Origin of the sequence: Mycobacterium sp. ENV421, assembly GCF_002887815.1 — a bacterium.
GTDB lineage: Bacteria > Actinomycetota > Actinomycetes > Mycobacteriales > Mycobacteriaceae > Mycobacterium.
In genome coordinates this window covers 29,107-48,944 of record NZ_PDHO01000031.1, presented here as the reverse complement: position 1 = coordinate 48,944, position 19,838 = coordinate 29,107, and the positions used below count along the sequence as shown (strand labels likewise).

Below are 19,838 nucleotides of genomic sequence, written 5' to 3'. Positions count from 1 at the left end.
GACCCGGTCAGCCGGCTGACGTCAGCCGGCTGACCGCGAACTGCGCGGCTTGAGTGACCACCCCGGAACTGACGTATCTGGTATTGACCAGAGCTTGGCCGACCGCGTCGACCGGCGGGACGGTATCGGTTCCGCGGGCGTACACGACATGGACGTCGGGGCAGGCGTCCGCGTGCGCGATCGAGGTCGTGGGCAGCATCACCTGCGCTGCGAGTGCGATCACACCCGCAGCAAAAAATGGTGCGCTCCGATGCGTGTGCACGGCTGCATGGTGGCATCGGTTGACCACGCCAGAACTAGGCGCGCCGTACCCGACGGGAACTCAAGAGCAAATACACAGGAGCAGACGCTGGTGGGGGTCTCCCTAAGTTGTTGGCGGCTAGGGGAATTCGATCAAAATCTGCTCTGTTGCAAAACGAGTGTGACGGGTCGGGGCGCTTGAGGTCGTAAGGGATCAACACGATGACACTGACGAAGATCGCAGCGGCAGCACTTTCCGCGGGGCTCGGCTTGGCCGGCCTCGGTGTGGGCACCGGTGTCGCCTACGCCGACCCGGGACATGGCCACGGCCATGACGGCTGGCAGTGGAATGACCATCACCGCGGCCGTGGCGACTGGCGCGGGCCGGACTACGGCCCCGTGTACTACGGGCCCGCCCGCCGCCTGCGTGCAGGCCAACGGTCCGTTCGGGCTGGTGACCGGCGGTGCCTGCATCTAGCGGCCGCTAGCTCGGCACCACGCCTCGAGCCTTCGGCAGCGGCAGATCGTTGTAGGTCGCGATGCCTGGTGGCGCGGCGACAACGGCGGGGATCGCGTGAATCGGCGGCATCGCCGTCATGATGTGGCCGAGCACGAAGAAGTCTTCGAGTGATGTCGCGTTCTCGATCATGTCCATCGGCGGCAGAAATCCGACCTGCATGTTCACCGTTGGACGTCCGTCGATGGTGATCTTCCAGCCGTCGGCGTCGAGCTGCCAGTCCGGCTCGAGGGTGGTGCCCTTCTTCCATCGCACGTTGATGTCGATGACGGTCTTGCCGTTGACGATGCCCTGCCAGCTCGCGTAGACCCCGGCAACGTGGCCTGCCTTGATGGTCCACGATGCCATCGGAAGGTCCTCGGTGGTCTGGGCGTATTCGGACACGCAGGTGATCTCGTCCAGCTCCAGGCCGAGGGAATCGGCGACCAGCTGCACCGCCTCGGCGAACACCGCGGTGCCTTTGGCGGCCATCGGCTCCAGCGCGGGATCGTCGATGCGCATATCGAATCCGACCGGTCGCTCGGTTTCGGGGGAGTCGTAGAGGGTGGTGTCGGCGGACTCGGCGATGGTGATCTTGTCGACGCGATCGCAGGAGGTGGCGGCGACGATTGCCAGTAGCTCGGCGAAGCCGGGGCTGACCCCTGAGCCGAACATCGTCGAGCCGCCTGCTTTGCAGGCCTCCTCGATGCGGGCGCGGCCCTCGCCCAGGTTCTGGCCGGTGATGAACGACGCCGAGGCGACGACATTGACGCCTGCCGACAGGATCCGGACCAGCTCGTCGACGTCGATCCACATCGGGTTGTAGACCACGCAGTCCGGCTTGAGTGCCAGGAGGGCGTCGACGTCGTTGGTAGCTGTGACTCCCAGCGGTTCGATACCGACCAGCTCGCCGACGTCGCGGCCGGCCTTGTCCGCCGACCACGCATAACAGCCGACGAGTTCGAAGGTGGGGTTGGCGGTGATCGCCTGGACGGAGCTCTTTCCTACATTGCCGGTCGTCCATTGGACGACCCGATAGGGGGAAATGTTGGGCACTCGCTCAGCATAGGGTCGGCTGCGCAGTTCAGACGGTTGTTTAGGTGAACTCGACAGTCTTCTACTCGTCGACCGCGACGTTGCCGCGGTTGCGCCGGCGCAGACGATGGTTCGTCTTGCCGGTCGGGCGCTTGTTCCGCAGCGCACCAGCAGGTTCGGCGTCGGCGTCGTCAGTGGGTTGCGCCTCGGCCTCGGGCTCGGACTCGGGTTCAGGCTCGGGCTCGGGAGTTGCCTCGGCCGACACTTCGGCGGGCTTCTCGTCCTCGACGGCCGGCTCGCTCGTCTGCTCTGCGTCCGCGGAGTCGGCAGGGTCGGTGGCTTCGGCGATCTCGGTGGTCTCTTCGGAGTCGGCCGCCTTGCCGCGCTTCTTCTTGGCCTTCTTCTCTTTCTTCGGCTTCGCCGGCTTGGGCGGCAGCTCGGCGGTGTAGGCCAGCTGAAAGGCGAGCAGCGCGAGCACTGCGATCGCCGCGGCGGCGCCGTAGACGCCGAACAGCCACGGGCCGCCCTTGTCGAGGCTGACCCAGATCTCGGCGATCGCCGTCCCGACGATCAGCACACCGGCGACCACGTGCAGGATCACCGACCACAGCCGCAGGCGCAGCGCCAACTGGGGAGTGCCGGCCTCGGGCTTGCGGCTGCGCACCAAGGTGAGCAACACCGGCAGCGCGGCCAGCGCGAACAGGACACCGGCGACGATGCGCGCAACGGTGCCCAGCGTGTGGGTGGTGTCGCCCATCAGCTCCCACCACCGGGGCAACACGAACAAGAAGTACAGAGCTCCGGCCAGCACCCACAGCACCAGCTGAAGTGCAGTCGCGGCGGCGCGCCCCATACCCCTCCTCACAATCAAAATCCGAGGTGCGACCAGGCGCTGTGACCCCCCAGTCGCACCTCGGATCAGGTGCGGAGGATAGGGGATTTGAACCCCTGAGGGCTGTTAACCCAACCCGCGTTCCAGGCGAGCGCCATAGGCCACTAGGCGAATCCTCCGTCGGCAATGGTAGCGGACTCGGGAGGTGCCTCGCCCCGGCCGCCTGGCTCACCTCGTCTTGCCGCCTCCGCGGCGGAGCACTCGTCGGCGGGTATTACACTCGCAACGGACCCCGCGCGGCGTCTATCCTGTGAACTCCCCCAGGGCCGGAAGGCAGCAAGGGTCAATGGGCTCTGGCGGGTGCGCGGGGTCCCCTTCGTGAAAGGCGCATGGTGTCGTTCCACTCCCTGGGCCCCGATGAGTTGCGAGCCCAGCATGATTTGCAGCGGCAAAACTACGCCGACCTGCAGGCCAAGAAGCTGTCGTTGGACCTCACCCGGGGCAAGCCGTCGGCAGAGCAGCTGGACCTGTCCAATGCGCTGTTGAGCCTGCCCGGTGAGCAGTACCGCGACGAGGACGGTACCGACACCCGCAATTACGGCGGCCTGCATGGGCTGCCCGGTCTGCGCTCGATCTTCAGTGACCTTCTCGGCATCCCGGTGCCCAATCTGATCGCCGGGAACAACGCCAGCCTGGAGCTGATGCACGACATCGTGGTGTTCTCGCTGCTGCACGGTGGCGTCGACTCGCCGCGGCCGTGGAGCGAGGAGCCGGTGATCAAGTTCCTCTGCCCGGCTCCGGGATATGACCGGCACTTCGCGATCACCGAGAGCTACGGCATCGAGATGATCAGCGTCCCGATGAACGAGGACGGCCCCGACGTCGACCTCATCGAGGAGCTTGTCGCCGCCGACCCCGCCATCAAGGGCATGTGGTGCGTACCGGTGTTCTCCAATCCGACCGGCACCACCTATTCCTGGGAAGTGGTCCGCAGGCTGGTGCAAATGCGCACCGCCGCACCGGATTTCCGGTTGTTCTGGGACAACGCCTACGCGGTCCACACGCTGACGCTGGACTTCCCGCGCCAGGTCGACATCCTCGGCCTGGCCGACAAGGCGGGCAACCCGCACCGGCCTTATGTGTTCGCGTCCACCTCGAAGATCACCTTCGCCGGGGCAGGGGTGAGTTTCTTCGGCGGATCGCTGGGCAACATCGCCTGGTATCTGCAGTACGCCGGTAAGAAGTCGATCGGCCCCGACAAGGTCAACCACCTCCGGCACCTGTTGTTCTTCAAAGATGCCGACGGGGTGCGGCTACACATGCAGCGCCACCAGCAGCTGCTGGCGCCGAAGTTCGCGCTCGCTCTGGACATCCTGGACAAGCGGCTCACCGATTCCAAGGTCGCGTCCTGGACCGAGCCCAAGGGCGGCTACTTCATCAGCCTCGACGTGCTGCCCGGGACGGCCAAGCGGACCGTCGCGCTGGCCAAGGACGCCGGCATCGCGGTCACCGAGGCGGGCGCGTCGTTCCCCTATCGAAAAGATCCGGACGACAAGAACATTCGGATCGCGCCGACGTTCCCGCCGGTGTCGGATCTGACCGACGCGATCGACGGCCTGGCCACCTGCGCGTTGCTGGCAGCCACCGAGTCCTTGCTGGGGTCCGCGGCTGTCACCGACGGTCGGTAGCCTTCACCCGTGGCGCTCTACCGCAAGTACCGGCCGGCAACCTTCGCCGAGGTGGTGGGCCAGGAGCACGTCACCGAACCGCTGTCGACCGCGCTGACGGCGCATCGGATCAACCACGCGTATCTGTTCTCCGGACCTCGCGGCTGCGGGAAGACCTCCTCGGCCCGCATCCTCGCCCGCTCGCTGAACTGCGAACAGGGGCCGACACCGACGCCGTGCGGGGTATGCGATTCGTGTGTGGCACTGGCCCCGAACGGCCCGGGCTCGGTCGACGTCGTCGAACTCGACGCCGCCAGCCACGGCGGTGTGGACGACACCCGCGAACTCCGCGACCGGGCGTTCTACGCGCCCGCCCAGTCGCGCTACCGCATCTTCATCGTCGATGAAGCGCACATGGTCACCACCGCGGGCTTCAACGCGCTGCTGAAGATCGTCGAGGAGCCGCCTGAGCACCTGATCTTCGTGTTCGCCACCACCGAACCGGAGAAGGTGTTGCCGACGATCCGGTCGCGCACCCATCACTACCCCTTCCGGCTGCTGGCCCCGAAGACCATGCGCGCGCTGATCGAGAAGATCATCGCCTCGGAGAGCGTCACCGTCGACGACGCGGTGTATCCGCTCGTCATCCGGGCCGGCGGCGGCTCGCCCCGCGACACGTTGAGCGTCCTGGACCAGCTGCTCGCCGGTGCCGAAGGCAATCGCGTGCACTATCAGCGCGCGCTCGCGCTGCTGGGCGCCACCGATGTGGCCCTGATCGACGACGCTGTCGACTCGCTGGCCGCGGGCGATGCGGCTGCGCTGTTCGGTGCGGTGGAGTCGGTGATCGACGCCGGACATGACCCGCGCCGCTTTGCCGTCGACCTGCTCGAGCGGTTCCGCGATTTGATTGTGCTGCAAGCAGTTCCGGACGCTGCCAGCCGCGGTGTGGTCGACGCCCCCGACGACGTGCTGGAGCGGATGCGTGAGCAGGCCGCGAAGATCGGGCCCGCGACGCTGACCCGCTACGCCGAGGTGGTGCACGCAGGGCTGGGAGAAATGCGCGGCGCGACCGCGCCGCGGCTGCTGCTGGAGGTGGTCTGCGCCCGGCTGCTGCTGCCGTCGGCCAGCGACACCGAGTCGGCGCTGCTGCAGCGGATCGAACGCATCGAGACCCGGATGGAGATCACGATCCCGGCGGGCGAGGCCGGGTTGAATTCCGGTGCACCCCCGGCGGTGCCGGCCAAGCAGTATGTGCGCAAGACGCAGCAGGCGCCGGCAGCCCCCGAGCCGGCAGCAGCGGCGCCCGCGCCCGTGGCGCCCGCGCCGACACCGGTGGTCGAGCCGCCCGCACCGCGGCCTGTTCCCGAGCCGATCGCCAAGCCGGAGCCGATTGCGCGACCCGAACCGGTCGCGCGGCCCGAACCTGTCGCCGCGCCGGATCCGGTGCCCGAGGCCACACCCCGGCCGCCGACCACCGAACCCGCCGCGGCACCGGCCGCCGCCGCCACGGGTGAACCGGGTGCGGCCGCAGTGCGCACCATGTGGACGACGGTGCGGGAGAAGGTTCGTCAGCGCAGCCGCACCACCGAGGTCATGCTGGCCGGCGCGATCGTGCGTGCGGTCGAGGACAACACGCTGATCCTCGGACATGAGTCGGCGCCGTTGGCCAAGCGGCTATGTGAACAGCGCAACGCCGACGTGATCCGCGATGCGCTCAAGGATGCGCTGGGCGTGAACTGGAAGGTGCGCTGCGAGGTCGGCGTCGGCCAGCCCGTGCAGGAGACCGAACAGCCGCTCCCACCGGAACCGGCACCTGATCCGGTCGAACGCCAGCGGGCCGAAGAGGACAGCATGATCGCCGAGGTCGGCCGCGACGATGAGGACGCGGCCCCGCGGCGTGATCCCGAGGAAGTGGCGCTCGAGCTTTTGCAGACCGAATTGGGCGCCCGCAAGATCGAGGGCTAGCAGTTCTGTGTGCGGTCTCGTGGTCCGCTGTGGGTCTGCTGTGCTGTGAAGCGCTGGTGCGTCGGCCCCTTTACCGTCGGTGCATGATCATCGACAGTCGTCGAATCGCGGCGACGCTCGCCGGATGCGGCGCCCTCGCAGTGGCTCTGTTCGGCCAACTTCCCTCTGCGGCAGCAGATCCCGATGTGCCGCCGCCACCGCCGAACTGCACCGCCGCCGATCTGGAAGGCGTGCGAATGGGCGTGCAGGCCGCGACATCGGCGTACCTGTTCACCCATCCCGACGTGAATGCTTTCTTCACCAGCCTGGCCGGCCTGCCCCGCGCCCAGGTGCTCACCCGGGTCAAGACCTACATGGCCGCCAACCCGCAGACGGCCTCCGACATCACCGGAATTCGACAACCGTTGCTGGACATCAAGAATCGCTGCGGTCAGCTGCCCGGATCGGCGGTCTAGGATCTACGCCGTCCACCACGGGCGCAGCGGCAGTCCGGCGTCGCCGCCCTTCTCGTCCAGTTTGACCGCCAGAACCTGGTGCAGCTGAACGACATTGGTTTCGAATCCGAGCCGGGAGCCTGCCATGTACAGGCCCCACACCTTGGCGGTGGCCAGCCCCACCTCTGCGACAGCTTCGTCCCAGTGCTCGACGAGATTGCGGCACCAGTCGCGCAACGTCATCGCATAGTGGTGGCGCAGGTTCTCCTCGTGCACGACTTCCAGGCCGGCGTCTTGGGCTTCGGTGATGATGCGGCCGGACCCGGTCAGCTCCCCGTCGGGGAAGACGTAACGGTCGATGAAACCGCCCGCGCTGGGGCCGGTCTTGTTGTCGGGGCGGGTGATGCAGTGGTTGAGCAGCAGCCCGCCGACGCGCAGTTTGGTCTTCAGGAAGCCGAAGTACGCCGGGTAGTTGGCCACCCCGATGTGCTCGGTCAACCCGATCGACGACACCGCGTCGAAGCCGCTCTCCCGCACGTCGCGGTAGTCGCTGTGGCGGACCTCGGCCAGGTCGGCCAAGCCCTGCTCGGCAATGGCCTTCTGCGCCCAGGCGGCCTGCTCACGGGAGAGCGTCACGCCGATCGCCTTCACGCCGTGCTTCGCCGCATAGCGCACCATGCCACCCCAGCCGCAGCCGACGTCGAGCAGACGGTCGCCGGGCTTCAGGCGCAGCTTCTCGAACACCAGCCGGTACTTGTTCTCCTGCGCCTCTTCCAGCGTCGCGTCCGCGTTCGGGTAGCAGGCACATGTGTAGGTCATCGACGGCCCAAGAACCCACTCGTAGAACGTGTTTGACACGTCGTAGTGGTGGTGGATGGCATCGGCGTCGCGCTTCTTGCTGTGCCGCAGGCCTTCGGCGACGCGGCGCCACCGCGGCAGCGCTTCCTGCGGCGGCGGAGCGATCGGCTTGAGGTGCTCGATACCGATCGAGCGCACGATATCGACCAGAACCCGCGCTGGTGGCCGCTTGAAATCCAACTGGTGGGAGAGCGCCCGCAGCAGGTCGTACGGATCGCCGGGGTGTACGCCCTGCATCTCGAGGTCGCCCGAGACGTAGGCGCGCGCCAGGCCCAGATCGCCCGGGGCGGTCGCCAGATACGTGGTCCCCCGCGGGGTGAGCAGGTCCAGGCCCAGCTCGGCGTCGTCGGGCCCCGCGGAACTGCCGTCGTAGGCGGTGAACTTCAGCGGTAGTTCGCCACCGGCAGTGAAGATCTCGAGGATCTCGGCCAGTTTGAACTTTCCGGGCGTATGCGCCTCGTTCTCACGAAAGGTCGTCATTGTCGTTGCACCGCCTTTGCATACAGGTCCAGCAGCCGTGAATCAGGGTCGTAGGTCTTTTTTACGGTCTTATAGGTTTCGCCGCCGTAGAGATTGTCAAACTCTTCCCGGCTGTAAAACGCGTCGGAATACAGCGACTTGTGCCCGTCGAGCTTGCCGATCTGCTCTTCAATGAGGCGGTTCGTGTGGCCGGGAGTGGGCCCCGTCGGTACCGAGGACCAGAACCCGATGTTGACGTAGCTGTGCTCGGCGCGCAGCGGATACAGCGGCCAGCCCGCCGGATCGCGCAGCCGCAGCGGGCACAACCACAGCGGCTCGATCGGGACGTTCGTCAGGAACCAGTCCAGGAATTCGACGCAGTGCTCGATCGGCACCTCGACGTCCTGGACCACTCGCTCCAGCGGCGGACGGCCGTGCCGGGCCTCGATCCGGTCGGCGATGTTGAACCGCTGGTCGTAGCCGATCAGCTTCCAGTAGAAGCTGCTCCGCCGGTAGCGCCGCGGCCACCACCGGCGGATCTTCGGGTTCTGTGCGCCGAAAGCCCGCGAGCACCAGAACCAATCGGTGTCCCAGCGCCAGAGGTAGTCGTGAATGGTCAGCCGGTCGTCCTTGACCGCCCCGTCCTCCCCGGCATGCTGGATCGAGCGGTAGTAGATGTCCTGGCCGGTGTAGTCACTGACCGATCCGGCGGTGGGAGTCTGCACGCCCAGGCACAGATAGCTCTCGTCGGCGCTGAACACCACGCCGTCGAGGTAGTCGACCCGGGTGCCGTCGTATCCGCCGGTTTCGATGATCCGGTCCATCGCGGTGACCAGGTCGGCCAACGAGTGGAACCGTAGGTGCTTGAGTGCGACGAACGGCTTGACCGGCTCGAGCTCGATCTTCAGGCGCACCGAATAGCCAAGTGTGCCATAGGAATTGGGAAAGCTCCGGAACAAGTCTGGATGCTGGTGCCGGCTTGCGGTGATCACTTCACCCGAGCCGGTCAGGATGTCCATCTCGATCACGGACTCGTGCGGCAGACCGTTGCGGAACGACGCCGACTCGATCCCCAGTCCGGTCACCGCCCCGCCCAGGGTGATGGTCTTGAGCTGCGGAACCACCAGCGGGGACAGGCCGTAGGGCAGGGTCGCGTCCACCAGGTCCTGGTAGGTGCACATGCCCGCGACATCGGCGGTCCTGGCAGCCTGGTCAACGGAGATCACGTTGGTCAGCCCGGAGGTGTCCAACCCGGGCGCGGTGCTCTTGGCGCGTGCGCGGAAGAGGTTCGACGTCGGTTTCGCCAGACGGACGGGGGCGTTCGAAGGAATGGCGCGGTAGCTGGCCAGAAGCCGCTCCACGCCCTGGGCATGAGCTGACAGTGCTGCAGAAACAGACACACGACTACGCTAGTCCGCAGCCACAGCCGATGCGACCGCACGGCTGGTGGATCACACCGAAACCGCCGTTAACGAGGAGTTTTACCCGATGGGACAGGTCAGCGCCGCAAGTTCGATCTTGATCGACGCCGAACCGGCCGCCGTGCTCGACGCGATCGCCGACTACCAGAACGTGCGCCCGAAGATCCTCTCGCCGCAGTACAGCGAGTACCAGGTGCTGCAGGGCGGCAAGGGCCAGGGCACGGTCGCCAAGTGGAAGCTGCAGGCCACCAAGTCGCGGGTGCGGGAGGTGCAGGCCGTCGTCGATGTCGCCGGCCACACCGTCATCGAGAAGGACGCGAATTCCTCGATGGTGATCAATTGGACCGTCGCGCCCGCCGGCCCGGGCTCCAGCGTCACCCTCAAGACGACGTGGACCGGCGCCGGCGGCATCGGCGGCTTCTTCGAGAAGACGTTCGCGCCGCTGGGCCTGCGCCGGATTCAGGACGAGCTGCTGGGCAACCTCAAGAAGACCGTCGAGGCCGGGAAGGCCTAGCTGGCGCGCGCCGGCTGGGTGGCCAGGAACGCCGCGATGCCCTGAACGACGGCGGTGGCGTATTTCTGGCGACCCTCCGGGCTTTCCATCAGTTCCGAGTCGGCCGGATTTTTCATGTTGCCGCACTCGACCAGCACCGCCGGGTACTGGGCGAGGTTCAGCCCGGCGAGGTCGGCGCGGCCGTAGAGGCCGTCAGAGCCGATGTAGTTGGCTGCCGGGATCCCGGCCGCGACCATCTGGTCGCGCATCGCGCGGGCGAGCTGCACCGACGGGCCGGCCTGGGCCTGATTCAACGGCGGGCTGGAGTAGTTGACGTGGAAACCGCGCCCGGTCGCCGGGCCGCCGTCGGCGTGAATCGACACGATCGCGTTCGGCTTGAGTGCGTTGGCCATCGCGGCGCGCTCGTCGACGCAGGCCGCCACTTGGTTGTCGTTGCCGCGGGACATCGCGGTGCGGACTCCGAGCTGAGTCAGCATCTGGCGGATCAGCAGCACGGTGTCCCAGTTGAAGGTGTGTTCGGGGAAGCCGTCGTTGGTGGTGGTGCCCGACGTCTGGCAGTCCTTGGTGCCGCCACGGCCGGTCGGCACCTGCTTGGTCAGCGACGCGTCGTTGGCACCGTTGTGGCCGGGGTCCAGGAACACGATCATCCCGGCGATGCTGGTCGGCGCGGCATGGGCAAGCGGACTGGTCACCGTCGACACAACCAGCATGACGCTGGTGCATGCTGCGGCCACGACACGAGCTCGGGCGGACATAAGCACGCGCGTCACCGTAACTCTTCGCCGTCTAGTCTTGAAGTCGCTGACTGCCCGAATTCGCAGGCGAAACCAAGTCGAGACCGAGACGCAAGGAGACTGTCATGCAACCCGGTGAGATTCCGAACCTCGAGGGTTTTCGCGAGCAGGCGGAGCAGATGCGCGACCAGGTGATGCCCGGTCTGCAGGCCGCGCTGGCGCAGGCCCAGGAGATGCAGCAGAAGCTGATGGAGGCGCAGGCCGCGCTGGCCGCCGCCGAGGTGCACGGTCAGGCCGGCGGCGGTCTGGTGCAGGTGACGATGAAGGGCAGCGGTGAGGTCGTCGGGATCCGCATCGACCCGAAGGTCGTCAACCCCGATGACGTCGAGACGCTGCAGGACCTGATCGTCGGCGCGCTCGCCGATTCGGCTCGCCAGTTCACGATCCTGGCCCAGACCCACCTCGGCCCGTTGGCCGGGCAGGCCCCAGGCATTCCGGGGGCCTGACGCGTTGTTCGAAGGACCCGTCCAGGATCTGATCGACGAGCTCGGCAAGCTGCCGGGCGTCGGTCCCAAGAGTGCGCAGCGGATCGCGTTCCATCTGTTGTCGGTGGAGCCGCCGGACATCGACCGGCTGACCGCGGCGCTGGGCAGGGTCCGCGACGGGGTGCAGTTCTGCGAGGTGTGCGGCAACGTCTCCGATGCCGAGCGGTGCCGCATCTGCAGTGACGCGCGTCGCGACGGGGCGCTGGTGTGTGTGGTCGAGGAACCCAAGGATGTGCAGGCCGTGGAACGCACCCGCGAGTTCCGCGGGCGCTATCACGTACTTGGCGGAGCGCTCGACCCGCTGTCCGGCATCGGACCTGATCAACTTCGAATTCGCCAGCTCCTGAACAGGATTGGTGAGCGGGTCGACGGGGTGGACATCACCGAGGTGATCATCGCGACCGACCCGAACACCGAAGGCGAGGCGACAGCCACCTACCTGGTGCGGATCTTGCGCGACATTCCCGGGCTGACGGTGTCGCGGATCGCCTCGGGCTTGCCGATGGGTGGCGATCTGGAGTTCGCCGACGAGCTGACGCTGGGCCGCGCGCTGTCCGGCCGCCGCCAGATGGTTTAGCTTCCGTAGGATCGCCTACATGGCGAGGCCCGACGACTTTGTCCCACTGAACTGCGGGGCCTGCGTCGACGGTGCCGGTTTGGATTTCGAGATCTCGATGGCGTTCCAGCCGATCTTCGACAGTCGTGCCAAACAGGTTCACTCGCACGAGGCGCTGGTTCGCGGTGTGCGCAACGAGCCGGCGTCGGCGGTGTTCGCCCAAGTCGGCGACCACAACTTGTACCGGTTCGATCAGGTGTGCCGTGTCACGGCGATCAGATTGGCGGCCCAGTTGGGGATTTCGACGTCACTGAACGTCAATTTCATGCCGAACGCCGTCTACCGCCCGGAACTCTGCATCCGGACGACGCTGGAAGCCGCTGAGACGTACGACTTTCCTGCCGACCGCATCGTTTTTGAGTTCACCGAAGCGGAGAAGATCGCTGACTTCGGGCACCTGCAGGCGATCGTGGCCGACTACCGGCAGCGCGGATTCACCGTCGCCATGGATGATTTCGGCGCCGGGTATGCCGGACTCAACCTGTTGGCGGATCTTCAGCCGGATCTGGTCAAGATCGATATGGGTCTGGTCCGCGACATCGATCAGGACAAGGCGCGCAGGGCCATCTGCAAGGGCATCGTCGGAATGAGCGAGGAGCTGGGGATCGGGCTCATCGCCGAGGGGATCGAACGCCGCGAAGAGATGGAGTGCCTGCAAGACCTGGGTGTGCATCTGTTCCAGGGCTATTACATCGCCAGGCCGACATTCGAGAGCGTGGCCGACGTCAATCCCGAGGTATGCGCAGCCGCCTGATCGCCCAATGCCCGCGAGTCGCCTGATCGCCCAAACCGACACTTCGCAGAAGAAGTGCGAGTAGATCGCGACATTCCGTCGATCTCGGCGGGTTGTCGGACCCCGCGGCGACGATGCCGACATGACTGAAGTATTTCTCGGCAGGGAAGGGCTGGCCGGCGGCCTCTCCCGTCACGATCTACAGCGTTGGTACCGGCAGATGTATCGAGGCGTCTACGTCCCGAAGTACGCCATCCCATCCGTGCGCGACCGCGCGCTCGGTGCGTGGCTATACACCGACCGAACGGGTGTAATCGGTGGCGTCGCCGCCTCGGCATTGCACGGCGCCGAATGGGTCGACGACGACGTAGCGATCGAAGTGCTGGTGGGTGAACGACGGCGGCAGCCCGGGCTGATAGTCCGGATGGATCGTGTGAGCGACGACGAAGTCACGACCGTTGATGGCTTGCCGGTGACGACTATCGCGCGCACCGCTTTCGACCTGGGTCGGTACCAGAAGCGCGCGACGGCACTTGCGCGGCTGGACGCGCTAATGCGTGTCACGACAATCTCTTCCGAGAGTGTCGAGTTGATCATGAAGCGCTATGGCCCGGTTAGGGGCGTCCGGCAGCTGCGCGAACTCCTACCGTTGATCGATGCCGGAGCGGCTTCGCCAAAAGAAAGCTGGCTTCGTCTCCTGCTGATCGACGGCGGACTGCCGACACCCGAGACGCAAATCCCGGTGTTCGACGGCGGAGTTCCTATCGCATACCTGGACATGGGTTACCGCGATCTCAAGCTGGCTTTCGAGTACGACGGCGACCAACACCGCAGCGATAGGCGTCAATATGTGCGAGATATTCGCCGTCTACCGATGCTGGAGCGGCTCGGTTGGGAGGTCATTCGCGTCATTGCCGAAGACAGACCTGCCGAGGTTCTATGGCGCGCGAAGGAGGCATATCTTCGGCGCGGCGGCGCCGAGATCGACGAAATGACGCGATCTACTCGCACTTTCGCTGCGTAGTGTCGGTTTGGGCGTAAGGGAAAGCGGCGCCGACTACATCCGGCGGGGGGCGGCCAGCCGCTCACGGCGCAGCTGCTCGACCTCGGGCAGCTCAAGGGGCTCCAGCGGCCCGACCACGCGCGACAGCAGCAGGTCGGCCAGCTCGGGATTGCGAGCCAGACACGGCCCGTGCAGATAGGTCGCGACGACGCTACCCTGCACGGCGCCGTCGTATCCGTCGCCATCGCGGTTTCCCGCGCCCTTGACGACCGTCGCCAGCGGCCGAGCGTCAGGCCCCAAAACCGTTCCACCGCGGTGGTTTTCGAAACCGGTCAGCGGCTGGGTCAGCCCGTCGACCAGTGGCGTGGACACCACCTCGCCGATCGTTCGCTTCTCCTGCGGCGAGGTCGTCACATCCAGCAGGCCAACGCCCTCGACCCGCTCGCCGGCCGACGTCTCATACCAGTGACCCAGCACCTGGATCGCCGCGCAGATCGCCAGCACGGGCGCACCGCGGCCGGCGGCCCGCTGCAAACCCTGATGCGTCAGAAGGTGTTTGGTGGCCAGTCGCTGCGCGTAGTCCTCGGCGCCGCCGAGGGTGTAGAGGTCCAGCGAGTCGGGCACCGGGTCGGCCAGCGCGATCTCGACGATCTCAGCCGGAATTCCGCGCAGCTGCAACCGTTTACGCAACACCACGGCATTACCGCCGTCGCCGTACGTGCCCATCACGTCGGGCAGCACCAGCCCGATCCGCACCGTACTCATCGCTCTTCACCCCGAGTCGCTGCGCTCCTGCCCGCCGGGCGCATCCGCCCCAACGTCCGGGTCAGTTGCAGGAACGCCGTGTAGTTCGCGACCACCTCGACATGCCCCTTCGGGCACGAGACGATCGCGTCAATCGTGTTGTGCATCAACGTGTGACTGACACCCGCATACCCGAGTCGCACCGCCAGGTCCGTTCCCCGCTCACCGGCGGCGACCACTGGCACGTCCTCGAAGTGCTCGAAGTTGACGTCCCACAGCCAGGACAGGTCTTCGCCGTCGGGCACCTGACCGTTGACCGCGATCACCACCCCGTCGGCGCTCCTGTCGACCATCGACAGCGCTTCCTGCCATCCGGCCGGATTCTTGGCCAGCAGGATGCGCGCGGTGTGTTCACCGATCGGCACGGTCTGGTAGCGGCCCGCGACCTCGTCCACCCGGGAGACCGCGGCCACTGCCGCGACGGGATCCGCACCCAACGCCACCGCGGCCGCCACCGCCTGGGTGGCATTGCCGCGGTTGACGGTGCCCGGCAGCGAGAGCCGCATCGGCACTTCGAGCCCGTCCGGGCCGTACAGCTTGGCGTCGTCGTACCACCACTGTGGAGTCGGCCGTTTGAAGTCGCTGCCGGTGGAGTACCAGTCCACACCGTCGCGGACGATCACCTCGCCGCTGCGTGGGCAGCTGACCGAGTCATTGGCCCAGCCGCCGCCTGCGGCCACCCACACCACCCGGGGACAGTCGTAGGCCGCGGAGGTCATCAGGACGTCGTCACAATTGGCGACGACGATCGCATCGGGGTGACGGGCCAACCCGGCGCGCAGCGTCCGCTCGATGTGGTTGATCTCACCCACGCGGTCCAGTTGATCGCGGGACAGATTCAGCAGCACGATCACCGTCGGGTCCACCGCATCGGCGACGTGCGGCACATGCATCTCGTCGACCTCGAGGGCGGCCAGCGCCGCGTCCCGGGTGCCGGCCAGCGCGGCCACCAGCCCGGCGTCCATGTTGGCGCCCTCGGCGTTGGTCGCCACCGACCCCAGCGTGGCGAGCGCGGCCGCGGTCATCCTCGTGGTGGTGGATTTGCCATTTGTGCCGGTCACGACGACGGTGCGCCGGCCGGTCCCGAGTTGGCTCAGGATCGAGCGGTCCAGCGTCATCGCGACGAGGCCGCCGATCATGGCGCCGGCACCCCGCCCGGTCGCCCGGGAAGCCCAGCGCGCGGCGGATCCGGCGGCCAGCGCGGCGCGCCCCCGCAGTGTCATGGTCGGCCTGGGCATCGGAAGGCAGTTTATGCGTGAAATGACGGGCGGGCCGACACGGATTCGATGTCCCGGGGACTGTCGGACCTGCGTGCCATCCTGACTGTGTGAGCCACACCTGGGGTCGACCAGCCCGCGAGCCGGGGGACGGCTGGGTCGTGGTTGACGTCGAGACCTCGGGTTTTCGGCCCGGTCACGCCCGGGTCATCAGCCTCGCCGCGCTGGCGCTGGATCCGGACGGCCGTGTCGAGCACTCCGTGGTCAGCCTGCTCAACCCCGGAGTCGATCCCGGACCCACCCACATTCATGGCCTCACCGCCGAGATGCTGGAAGATCAGCCGACGTTCGCCGATATCGCCCCCGATGTCATCGATCTCCTGCACGGCCGCACACTGGTCGCCCACAACGTCGCGTTCGACTACGCGTTCCTGTCCAGCGAGGCTGAACTCGCCGAGACCGCGCTGCCCGTCGATACCGTCATGTGCACCGTCGAGCTTGCTCGCCGCCTCGACCTCGGACTGGACAACCTGCGGCTCGAGACGCTGGCGCGGCACTGGGCGGTGCCGCAGACCCGCGCTCACGACGCCTTCGACGACGCCCTGGTGTTGTCGCGGGTGTTGAGCCCCGCGTTGCAGCGCGCTCGCGAGCGCGAGGTGTGGCTGCCGGTCCGGCCCGTGACCAGGCGCCGCTGGCCCAACGGCAAGGTCACCCACGACGAGTTGCGGCCGCTGAAGATGCTGGCTTCCCGGATGCCCTGCCCGTACCAGAATCCGGGGCCGTACCGACGGGGTGCGCCCCTGGTGCAGGGCATGCGGGTCGCGTTGTCGGCCGAGGTGGATCGCACCCACGAAGAACTCGTGGAGCGCATCATCCACGCCGGGCTTGCCTACTCCGATGCCGTCGACCCGGAGACCTCGCTGGTCATCTGCAATGCGCGCACACCCGAACAGGGCAAGGGCTATCTGGCCCGGGAACTCGGGGTGCCGGTGGTGTCCGACCGGCAGTTCATGGATTCGGTTGATTCAGTCGCACATGGCACCGGACTCGACGACTTCGCGCCCTCGGTTGACCAGGGTCAGCAGTTCGCCCTTTTCTAACTGGTCGCACCGTTAGCATCGTCCACCGAGGTGATGATGCCGTGGACGATCGCAGGAGCCTGCTGCAGTCGGCCGCGCCCATCCTTCTGTCGGCGCTCAGCTGTCTGCTGCTCGCTTTGGGTTTCGCGTTCAAGTGGGGCGGTGACCATGCCGTCCGCATGGTCGACGGGGTAGCTTTCGCCGCGTTCGGAGCGTACGCGGGGGTGTGCGCGGTCGTCGCGGCCCGCGCGGCCCACGGACGAAGCCGCCGGGCCTGGACCACCATGGCCATCGCCTTGGCGGCGTGGACCCTAGGTGAGTTGACCCGCGCGTACTTGACTCTGGTGTTGGAACGCAGTTTGTTCCCGTCGCCGGAGGACTTCCTGTACTTGATCTTCGTCGTGTTGGCCCCGGTTGCTTTCCTGCAGTTCCCGGCCGAACCAACGCCGGGCTCACGTATCCGGCTGCTGTTCGATGCGTTGATCGTCGCCACGTCGTTGTTCCTCGTGTTGTGGGTGGTGGTACTCGGCAACGTGTATCAGGCCACCGGAGTGGGCAGCGCCGAGCAGGGGCGCGCGCTGCTGTACCCGCTGTTCATTCTGTTCGTCTTCGTCGGGGCGGTGGTGTTCGTCGTCCGGTCCGGTGCCGGCAACAACGTTGTGATGTGGCTTCTCGTGGGAGGGGTCACGGTCATGGCTTTCTCCGGAGTCGCATTCGCCGTCCTGCAGGGCTCCAACCGTTATCACCCGGGACATGTCACGAGTATTGGCTGGGCACTGGGAATGTCGTGCTTCGGCGCGGCCGCGTTGCTGAGTCGCCGGCCGCGCCCACCTGTCCTGCCGACGCCGGTACCGCAATCCTCGATCGCCCTGTGGCTGCCTTATGTGCCGCTGCTGATCGCAGGCACGGTGGCGCCGGCGCTCGTCATGTCCGGTCTGCTGCGGATCCTGGTTCCGATCCTGATGACCCTCATCTGCGCCCGACAGGTCCTTTCGGGCTGGGAGAACCGGCGATTACTCGCGGCCGCAGCCGACCAGGCGTTGCGTGACCCCTTGACCGGGCTGGCCAATCGCACGTTGTTCCGGGATCGGCTGGCGCACGCAATGGCGTTGCGCGGCCGCGACAATCGGTCTGTCGCGGTGCTGTCGCTGGATCTCGACGACTTCAAATTGATCAACGACAGCATGGGTCATCCGGCGGCCGACAGCCTGCTGATCCGCGTCGGCGAGCGCATCGCAAGCTGTCTGCGCGCCGGCGATACCGTGGCACGGCTCGGCGGTGACGAATTCGCGTTGCTGCTCGAGGGCGACGTCGACGAGGCACACCTGGTGTGCGAGCGCGTGATCGCGGCATTCGACACCCCGTTCCTGATCGACGGACACGAGGTGCTGATGCATCCCAGCGCGGGTTTGGCCGTTGCGTCGGTGGCGGACAACGGCATCACGGCCGAGGATCTGGTGAAACGTGCCGACACCGCGATGTACTCCGCGAAGCGGTCGCGTAATTCGACGGTGCATACCTTCAGCTCGGACATGACGCTGCTCGATCCGGACATCGAGGAACTGGCCCGCGACGGCGAACCTCGCTCGGCCAAGAGCGGAGCCGAACAGGTGCGGCTGCTGGGTGAACTGCGCCGCACGATCGACCGCGGTGGCCTCGAGATGGTCTATCAGCCGAAGCTGGACCTCAGAACCGGACGGATCGCAGGTGTGGAAGCACTGCTGCGCTGGCCGCACCCACGGCTGAATGTCCTTCGGCCAGGCGCGTTTATGCCGCTGATCCTGCGGCACGGGTTGATGCGACCGGTCACCGATCTGGTGTTCCGGAAGGTTCTCGATGACTGTGCGCGCTGGGTGTCGATGGGGTTGGAAGTTCCGGTCGCGGTGAACCTGTTCGCACCGCTGCTGCGCGACGCACAACTGCCTGCCACGGTGCGCCGGGTACTGCAGGAACGGAATCTGCCCCCCGGACTGCTGACCATCGAGATCACCGAGGACCTGGTCCTCGACGAGGTGGGCCGGGTGACCGGTGTGCTGCAACAGCTGCGCGACGACGGGATCAGGATTGCGATCGACGACTTCGGCAGCGGCTATTCGGCTTTGAGCTACCTGCGCGATCTGCCGATCGACGAGGTGAAGTTCGATCGGCATTTCATCGCCTCGGTGGCGACGGACGCCAGAGCCGCGGCCGTGGTCAGCGCCGTGATCGACCTGACCCACAACCTCGGGATCACGGTGGTCGCCGAGGGCGTGGAGGACGCCGAAGCCGCCTCATGGCTGCGCGAACACAGCTGCGACATCGGCCAGGGCTACTACTTCTCGCGGCCGGTCTCCTCGACCGACATCTCGGAGCTGGTGGCGGCACAGACACGGCAATAGGAACCCTCGCAGGATCCTGTGTATCTGTCCCCAAGACCCTGAGCCGAGGCTCTGGACGAAATATGTTGGCGTAAAGCCGAGTTGGGGCCACTGACAACATTGTTGGCAGGAGGCTGAAGATGAACAACAAGACACTCACCGCGATGATCGGTGCAGCGGCAATCGCGATGCTCGCGCTGTTCGCCGTCACCGACGGTGCCTGCGCCACCACCACCCGCACCACGGCCGACTCGGGGCAGGAGTCGAAATTCCCCACCCCGACCCCGCCGCCGCCTGCAGAGGTTTCCGGGGCCGTGACCACGACCATGGTGTCTGCGGTGCCGTGATCGGACGGCCACGCCGGGATTCACGATCGATCAACCCGACAGGTATGACCCAGCCGGGCTGATCGACCGGCAGTTCGACGCGGTATCCGCCGACTAACTGAGGGCTTTGGCCTTCAGTGACTCGAACTCCTGCTGGGAGATGGTCCCGCCATCCAGGAGTTGCTTGGCGTGCTCGATCTCCTGTGCCGGAGAACGTCCGGCGGCCTCCCGGATGTAGGCGTCGGTGTCCTTCTTCGCGGCCATCGCGGCTTCCCGCGCGCGTTCGGTCATGCCTTGACCGCGGGCGATCAGGTAGATCAACGCGGTCACCCATGGGAACACGATCAGGAATATCACCCAGACGGCCTTGATCCAGCCGGACGTCGTGTGGTCACGCCAGAACAGGTCCACCAGGATCTGGAACAGCACCAGCAGATAGGCGATCCAGGCGAAGATGATCAGGAAGTGCCACAGGAAATCCCACGTTGAACCCCAGTCCATGA

Annotated in this window: 20 protein-coding genes, 1 tRNA gene and 1 other RNA gene; 12 read left to right on the top strand and 10 right to left on the bottom strand. The window is 66.5% G+C overall.

The window, feature by feature from the left end; translation table 11 throughout:
• Positions 1 to 7 precede the first annotated feature (7 nt).
• The 4 genes from CRM90_RS24960 to CRM90_RS24945 form a co-directional block, all read right to left on the bottom strand.
• Positions 8 to 223: a hypothetical protein gene (locus tag CRM90_RS24960; RefSeq protein WP_102809586.1), complete on the bottom strand. Its 216-nt coding sequence runs from the start codon at positions 221 to 223 to the stop codon at positions 8 to 10.
• 501 nt (positions 224 to 724) lie between these two features.
• Positions 725 to 1,792 carry an NAD(P)H-dependent amine dehydrogenase family protein gene (locus tag CRM90_RS24955; RefSeq protein WP_102809585.1) on the bottom strand — a complete coding sequence of 356 codons (1,068 nt, stop codon included), beginning with the start codon at positions 1,790 to 1,792 and terminating at the stop codon, positions 725 to 727.
• A 61-nt stretch (positions 1,793 to 1,853) separates the two neighbouring features.
• Entirely contained in the window at positions 1,854 to 2,624 is a 771-nt protein-coding gene (lucA, locus tag CRM90_RS24950; RefSeq protein WP_102809584.1) for a lipid uptake coordinator LucA, read from the bottom strand.
• A 72-nt stretch (positions 2,625 to 2,696) separates the two neighbouring features.
• Positions 2,697 to 2,782, bottom strand: a tRNA-Ser gene (locus tag CRM90_RS24945).
• Between the two features lie 105 nt (positions 2,783 to 2,887).
• Here CRM90_RS24945 and ffs point away from each other — a divergent pair.
• From ffs to CRM90_RS24925, 4 genes are all read left to right on the top strand, one after another.
• Positions 2,888 to 2,982, top strand: an RNA gene (gene ffs, locus CRM90_RS24940) — signal recognition particle sRNA small type.
• A 13-nt stretch (positions 2,983 to 2,995) separates the two neighbouring features.
• Positions 2,996 to 4,291: an aspartate aminotransferase type Ic gene (locus CRM90_RS24935; protein ID WP_102809603.1), complete on the top strand. Its 1,296-nt coding sequence runs from the start codon at positions 2,996 to 2,998 to the stop codon at positions 4,289 to 4,291.
• 9 nt (positions 4,292 to 4,300) lie between these two features.
• Entirely contained in the window at positions 4,301 to 6,235 is a 1,935-nt protein-coding gene (locus CRM90_RS24930; protein ID WP_102809583.1) for a DNA polymerase III subunits gamma/tau, read from the top strand.
• An 83-nt stretch (positions 6,236 to 6,318) separates the two neighbouring features.
• Positions 6,319 to 6,690 (top strand): heme-binding protein, encoded by a 372-nt coding sequence (locus CRM90_RS24925; protein WP_102809582.1) that lies wholly within the window; start codon positions 6,319 to 6,321, stop codon positions 6,688 to 6,690.
• Positions 6,691 to 6,693: 3 nt separating this feature from the next.
• On the opposite strand, the gene CRM90_RS24920 is transcribed toward CRM90_RS24925, so the two are convergent.
• Together CRM90_RS24920 and CRM90_RS24915 are read right to left on the bottom strand one after the other, a co-directional pair.
• Positions 6,694 to 8,007, bottom strand: a complete 1,314-nt coding sequence (locus CRM90_RS24920; RefSeq protein ID WP_102809581.1) for a class I SAM-dependent methyltransferase — start codon at positions 8,005 to 8,007, stop codon at positions 6,694 to 6,696.
• Positions 8,004 to 9,386: an FAD-binding oxidoreductase gene (locus CRM90_RS24915; RefSeq protein WP_102809580.1), complete on the bottom strand. Its 1,383-nt coding sequence runs from the start codon at positions 9,384 to 9,386 to the stop codon at positions 8,004 to 8,006. The genes CRM90_RS24920 and CRM90_RS24915 overlap by 4 nt, the downstream gene beginning before the upstream one ends.
• Before the next feature lie 88 nt (positions 9,387 to 9,474).
• Between CRM90_RS24915 and CRM90_RS24910 the strand changes: the two genes are divergently transcribed.
• On the top strand, positions 9,475 to 9,921 hold the full coding sequence (locus CRM90_RS24910; protein WP_102809602.1) for an SRPBCC family protein: 447 nt from the start codon (positions 9,475 to 9,477) through the stop codon (positions 9,919 to 9,921).
• On the opposite strand, the gene CRM90_RS24905 is transcribed toward CRM90_RS24910, so the two are convergent.
• On the bottom strand, positions 9,918 to 10,631 hold the full coding sequence (locus CRM90_RS24905; RefSeq protein ID WP_102809601.1) for an Rv3717 family N-acetylmuramoyl-L-alanine amidase: 714 nt from the start codon (positions 10,629 to 10,631) through the stop codon (positions 9,918 to 9,920). The two genes, CRM90_RS24910 and CRM90_RS24905, sit on opposite strands and share 4 nt — an antisense overlap.
• Positions 10,632 to 10,834: 203 nt before the next feature.
• Between CRM90_RS24905 and CRM90_RS24900 the strand changes: the two genes are divergently transcribed.
• From CRM90_RS24900 to CRM90_RS24885, 4 genes are all read left to right on the top strand, one after another.
• The gene (locus CRM90_RS24900) at positions 10,835 to 11,161 is read left to right on the top strand and encodes a YbaB/EbfC family nucleoid-associated protein (protein ID WP_036346464.1); all 327 of its coding nucleotides are present in this window, start codon (positions 10,835 to 10,837) and stop codon (positions 11,159 to 11,161) included.
• Positions 11,162 to 11,165: 4 nt separating this feature from the next.
• Entirely contained in the window at positions 11,166 to 11,777 is a 612-nt protein-coding gene (recR, locus tag CRM90_RS24895) for a recombination mediator RecR (protein WP_036341909.1), read from the top strand.
• 19 nt (positions 11,778 to 11,796) lie between these two features.
• Positions 11,797 to 12,570, top strand: a complete 774-nt coding sequence (locus tag CRM90_RS24890; RefSeq protein ID WP_102809579.1) for an EAL domain-containing protein — start codon at positions 11,797 to 11,799, stop codon at positions 12,568 to 12,570.
• 121 nt (positions 12,571 to 12,691) lie between these two features.
• On the top strand, positions 12,692 to 13,573 hold the full coding sequence (locus CRM90_RS24885) for a type IV toxin-antitoxin system AbiEi family antitoxin (RefSeq protein WP_102809578.1): 882 nt from the start codon (positions 12,692 to 12,694) through the stop codon (positions 13,571 to 13,573).
• 33 nt (positions 13,574 to 13,606) lie between these two features.
• Here the strand turns inward: CRM90_RS24885 and CRM90_RS24880 are convergent, their stop codons facing one another.
• Together CRM90_RS24880 and CRM90_RS24875 are read right to left on the bottom strand one after the other, a co-directional pair.
• Entirely contained in the window at positions 13,607 to 14,317 is a 711-nt protein-coding gene (locus tag CRM90_RS24880; RefSeq protein ID WP_102809577.1) for a type 1 glutamine amidotransferase, read from the bottom strand.
• Complete coding sequence (locus CRM90_RS24875; RefSeq protein ID WP_102809576.1) at positions 14,314 to 15,579, bottom strand: Mur ligase family protein; 1,266 nt, start codon at positions 15,577 to 15,579, stop codon at positions 14,314 to 14,316. The genes CRM90_RS24880 and CRM90_RS24875 overlap by 4 nt, the downstream gene beginning before the upstream one ends.
• Before the next feature lie 104 nt (positions 15,580 to 15,683).
• Between CRM90_RS24875 and CRM90_RS24870 the strand changes: the two genes are divergently transcribed.
• From CRM90_RS24870 to CRM90_RS24860, 3 genes are all read left to right on the top strand, one after another.
• Positions 15,684 to 16,673, top strand: coding sequence for a DEDDh family exonuclease (locus CRM90_RS24870; RefSeq protein WP_102809575.1), 990 nt, complete (start codon positions 15,684 to 15,686; stop codon positions 16,671 to 16,673).
• A 41-nt stretch (positions 16,674 to 16,714) separates the two neighbouring features.
• Positions 16,715 to 19,030: a putative bifunctional diguanylate cyclase/phosphodiesterase gene (locus tag CRM90_RS24865; protein WP_233209496.1), complete on the top strand. Its 2,316-nt coding sequence runs from the start codon at positions 16,715 to 16,717 to the stop codon at positions 19,028 to 19,030.
• A gap of 119 nt (positions 19,031 to 19,149) precedes the next feature.
• On the top strand, positions 19,150 to 19,356 hold the full coding sequence (locus tag CRM90_RS24860; protein ID WP_102809573.1) for a hypothetical protein: 207 nt from the start codon (positions 19,150 to 19,152) through the stop codon (positions 19,354 to 19,356).
• A gap of 93 nt (positions 19,357 to 19,449) precedes the next feature.
• On the opposite strand, the gene CRM90_RS24855 is transcribed toward CRM90_RS24860, so the two are convergent.
• Positions 19,450 to 19,836, bottom strand: a complete 387-nt coding sequence (locus CRM90_RS24855; protein ID WP_102809572.1) for an SHOCT domain-containing protein — start codon at positions 19,834 to 19,836, stop codon at positions 19,450 to 19,452.
• Positions 19,837 to 19,838 lie beyond the last annotated feature (2 nt).

Bases quoted from the DNA above. Each gene is read 5' to 3' on its own strand.
- CRM90_RS24910 (WP_102809602.1), top strand. From the start codon at position 9,475: ATGGGACAGGTCAGCGCCGCAAGTTCGATCTTGATCGACGCCGAACCG.
- CRM90_RS24880 (WP_102809577.1), bottom strand. From the start codon at position 14,317: ATGAGTACGGTGCGGATCGGGCTGGTGCTGCCCGACGTGATGGGCACG.
- CRM90_RS24890 (WP_102809579.1), top strand. From the start codon at position 11,797: ATGGCGAGGCCCGACGACTTTGTCCCACTGAACTGCGGGGCCTGCGTC.
- CRM90_RS24900 (WP_036346464.1), top strand. From the start codon at position 10,835: ATGCGCGACCAGGTGATGCCCGGTCTGCAGGCCGCGCTGGCGCAGGCC.
- CRM90_RS24925 (WP_102809582.1), top strand. From the start codon at position 6,319: ATGATCATCGACAGTCGTCGAATCGCGGCGACGCTCGCCGGATGCGGC.
- lucA (WP_102809584.1), bottom strand. From the start codon at position 2,624: ATGGGGCGCGCCGCCGCGACTGCACTTCAGCTGGTGCTGTGGGTGCTG.
- CRM90_RS24875 (WP_102809576.1), bottom strand. From the start codon at position 15,579: ATGACACTGCGGGGGCGCGCCGCGCTGGCCGCCGGATCCGCCGCGCGC.
- CRM90_RS24905 (WP_102809601.1), bottom strand. From the start codon at position 10,631: ATGCTGGTTGTGTCGACGGTGACCAGTCCGCTTGCCCATGCCGCGCCG.
- CRM90_RS24860 (WP_102809573.1), top strand. From the start codon at position 19,150: ATGAACAACAAGACACTCACCGCGATGATCGGTGCAGCGGCAATCGCG.
- CRM90_RS24920 (WP_102809581.1), bottom strand. From the start codon at position 8,007: ATGACGACCTTTCGTGAGAACGAGGCGCATACGCCCGGAAAGTTCAAA.
- CRM90_RS24855 (WP_102809572.1), bottom strand. From the start codon at position 19,836: ATGGACTGGGGTTCAACGTGGGATTTCCTGTGGCACTTCCTGATCATC.
- CRM90_RS24885 (WP_102809578.1), top strand. From the start codon at position 12,692: ATGACTGAAGTATTTCTCGGCAGGGAAGGGCTGGCCGGCGGCCTCTCC.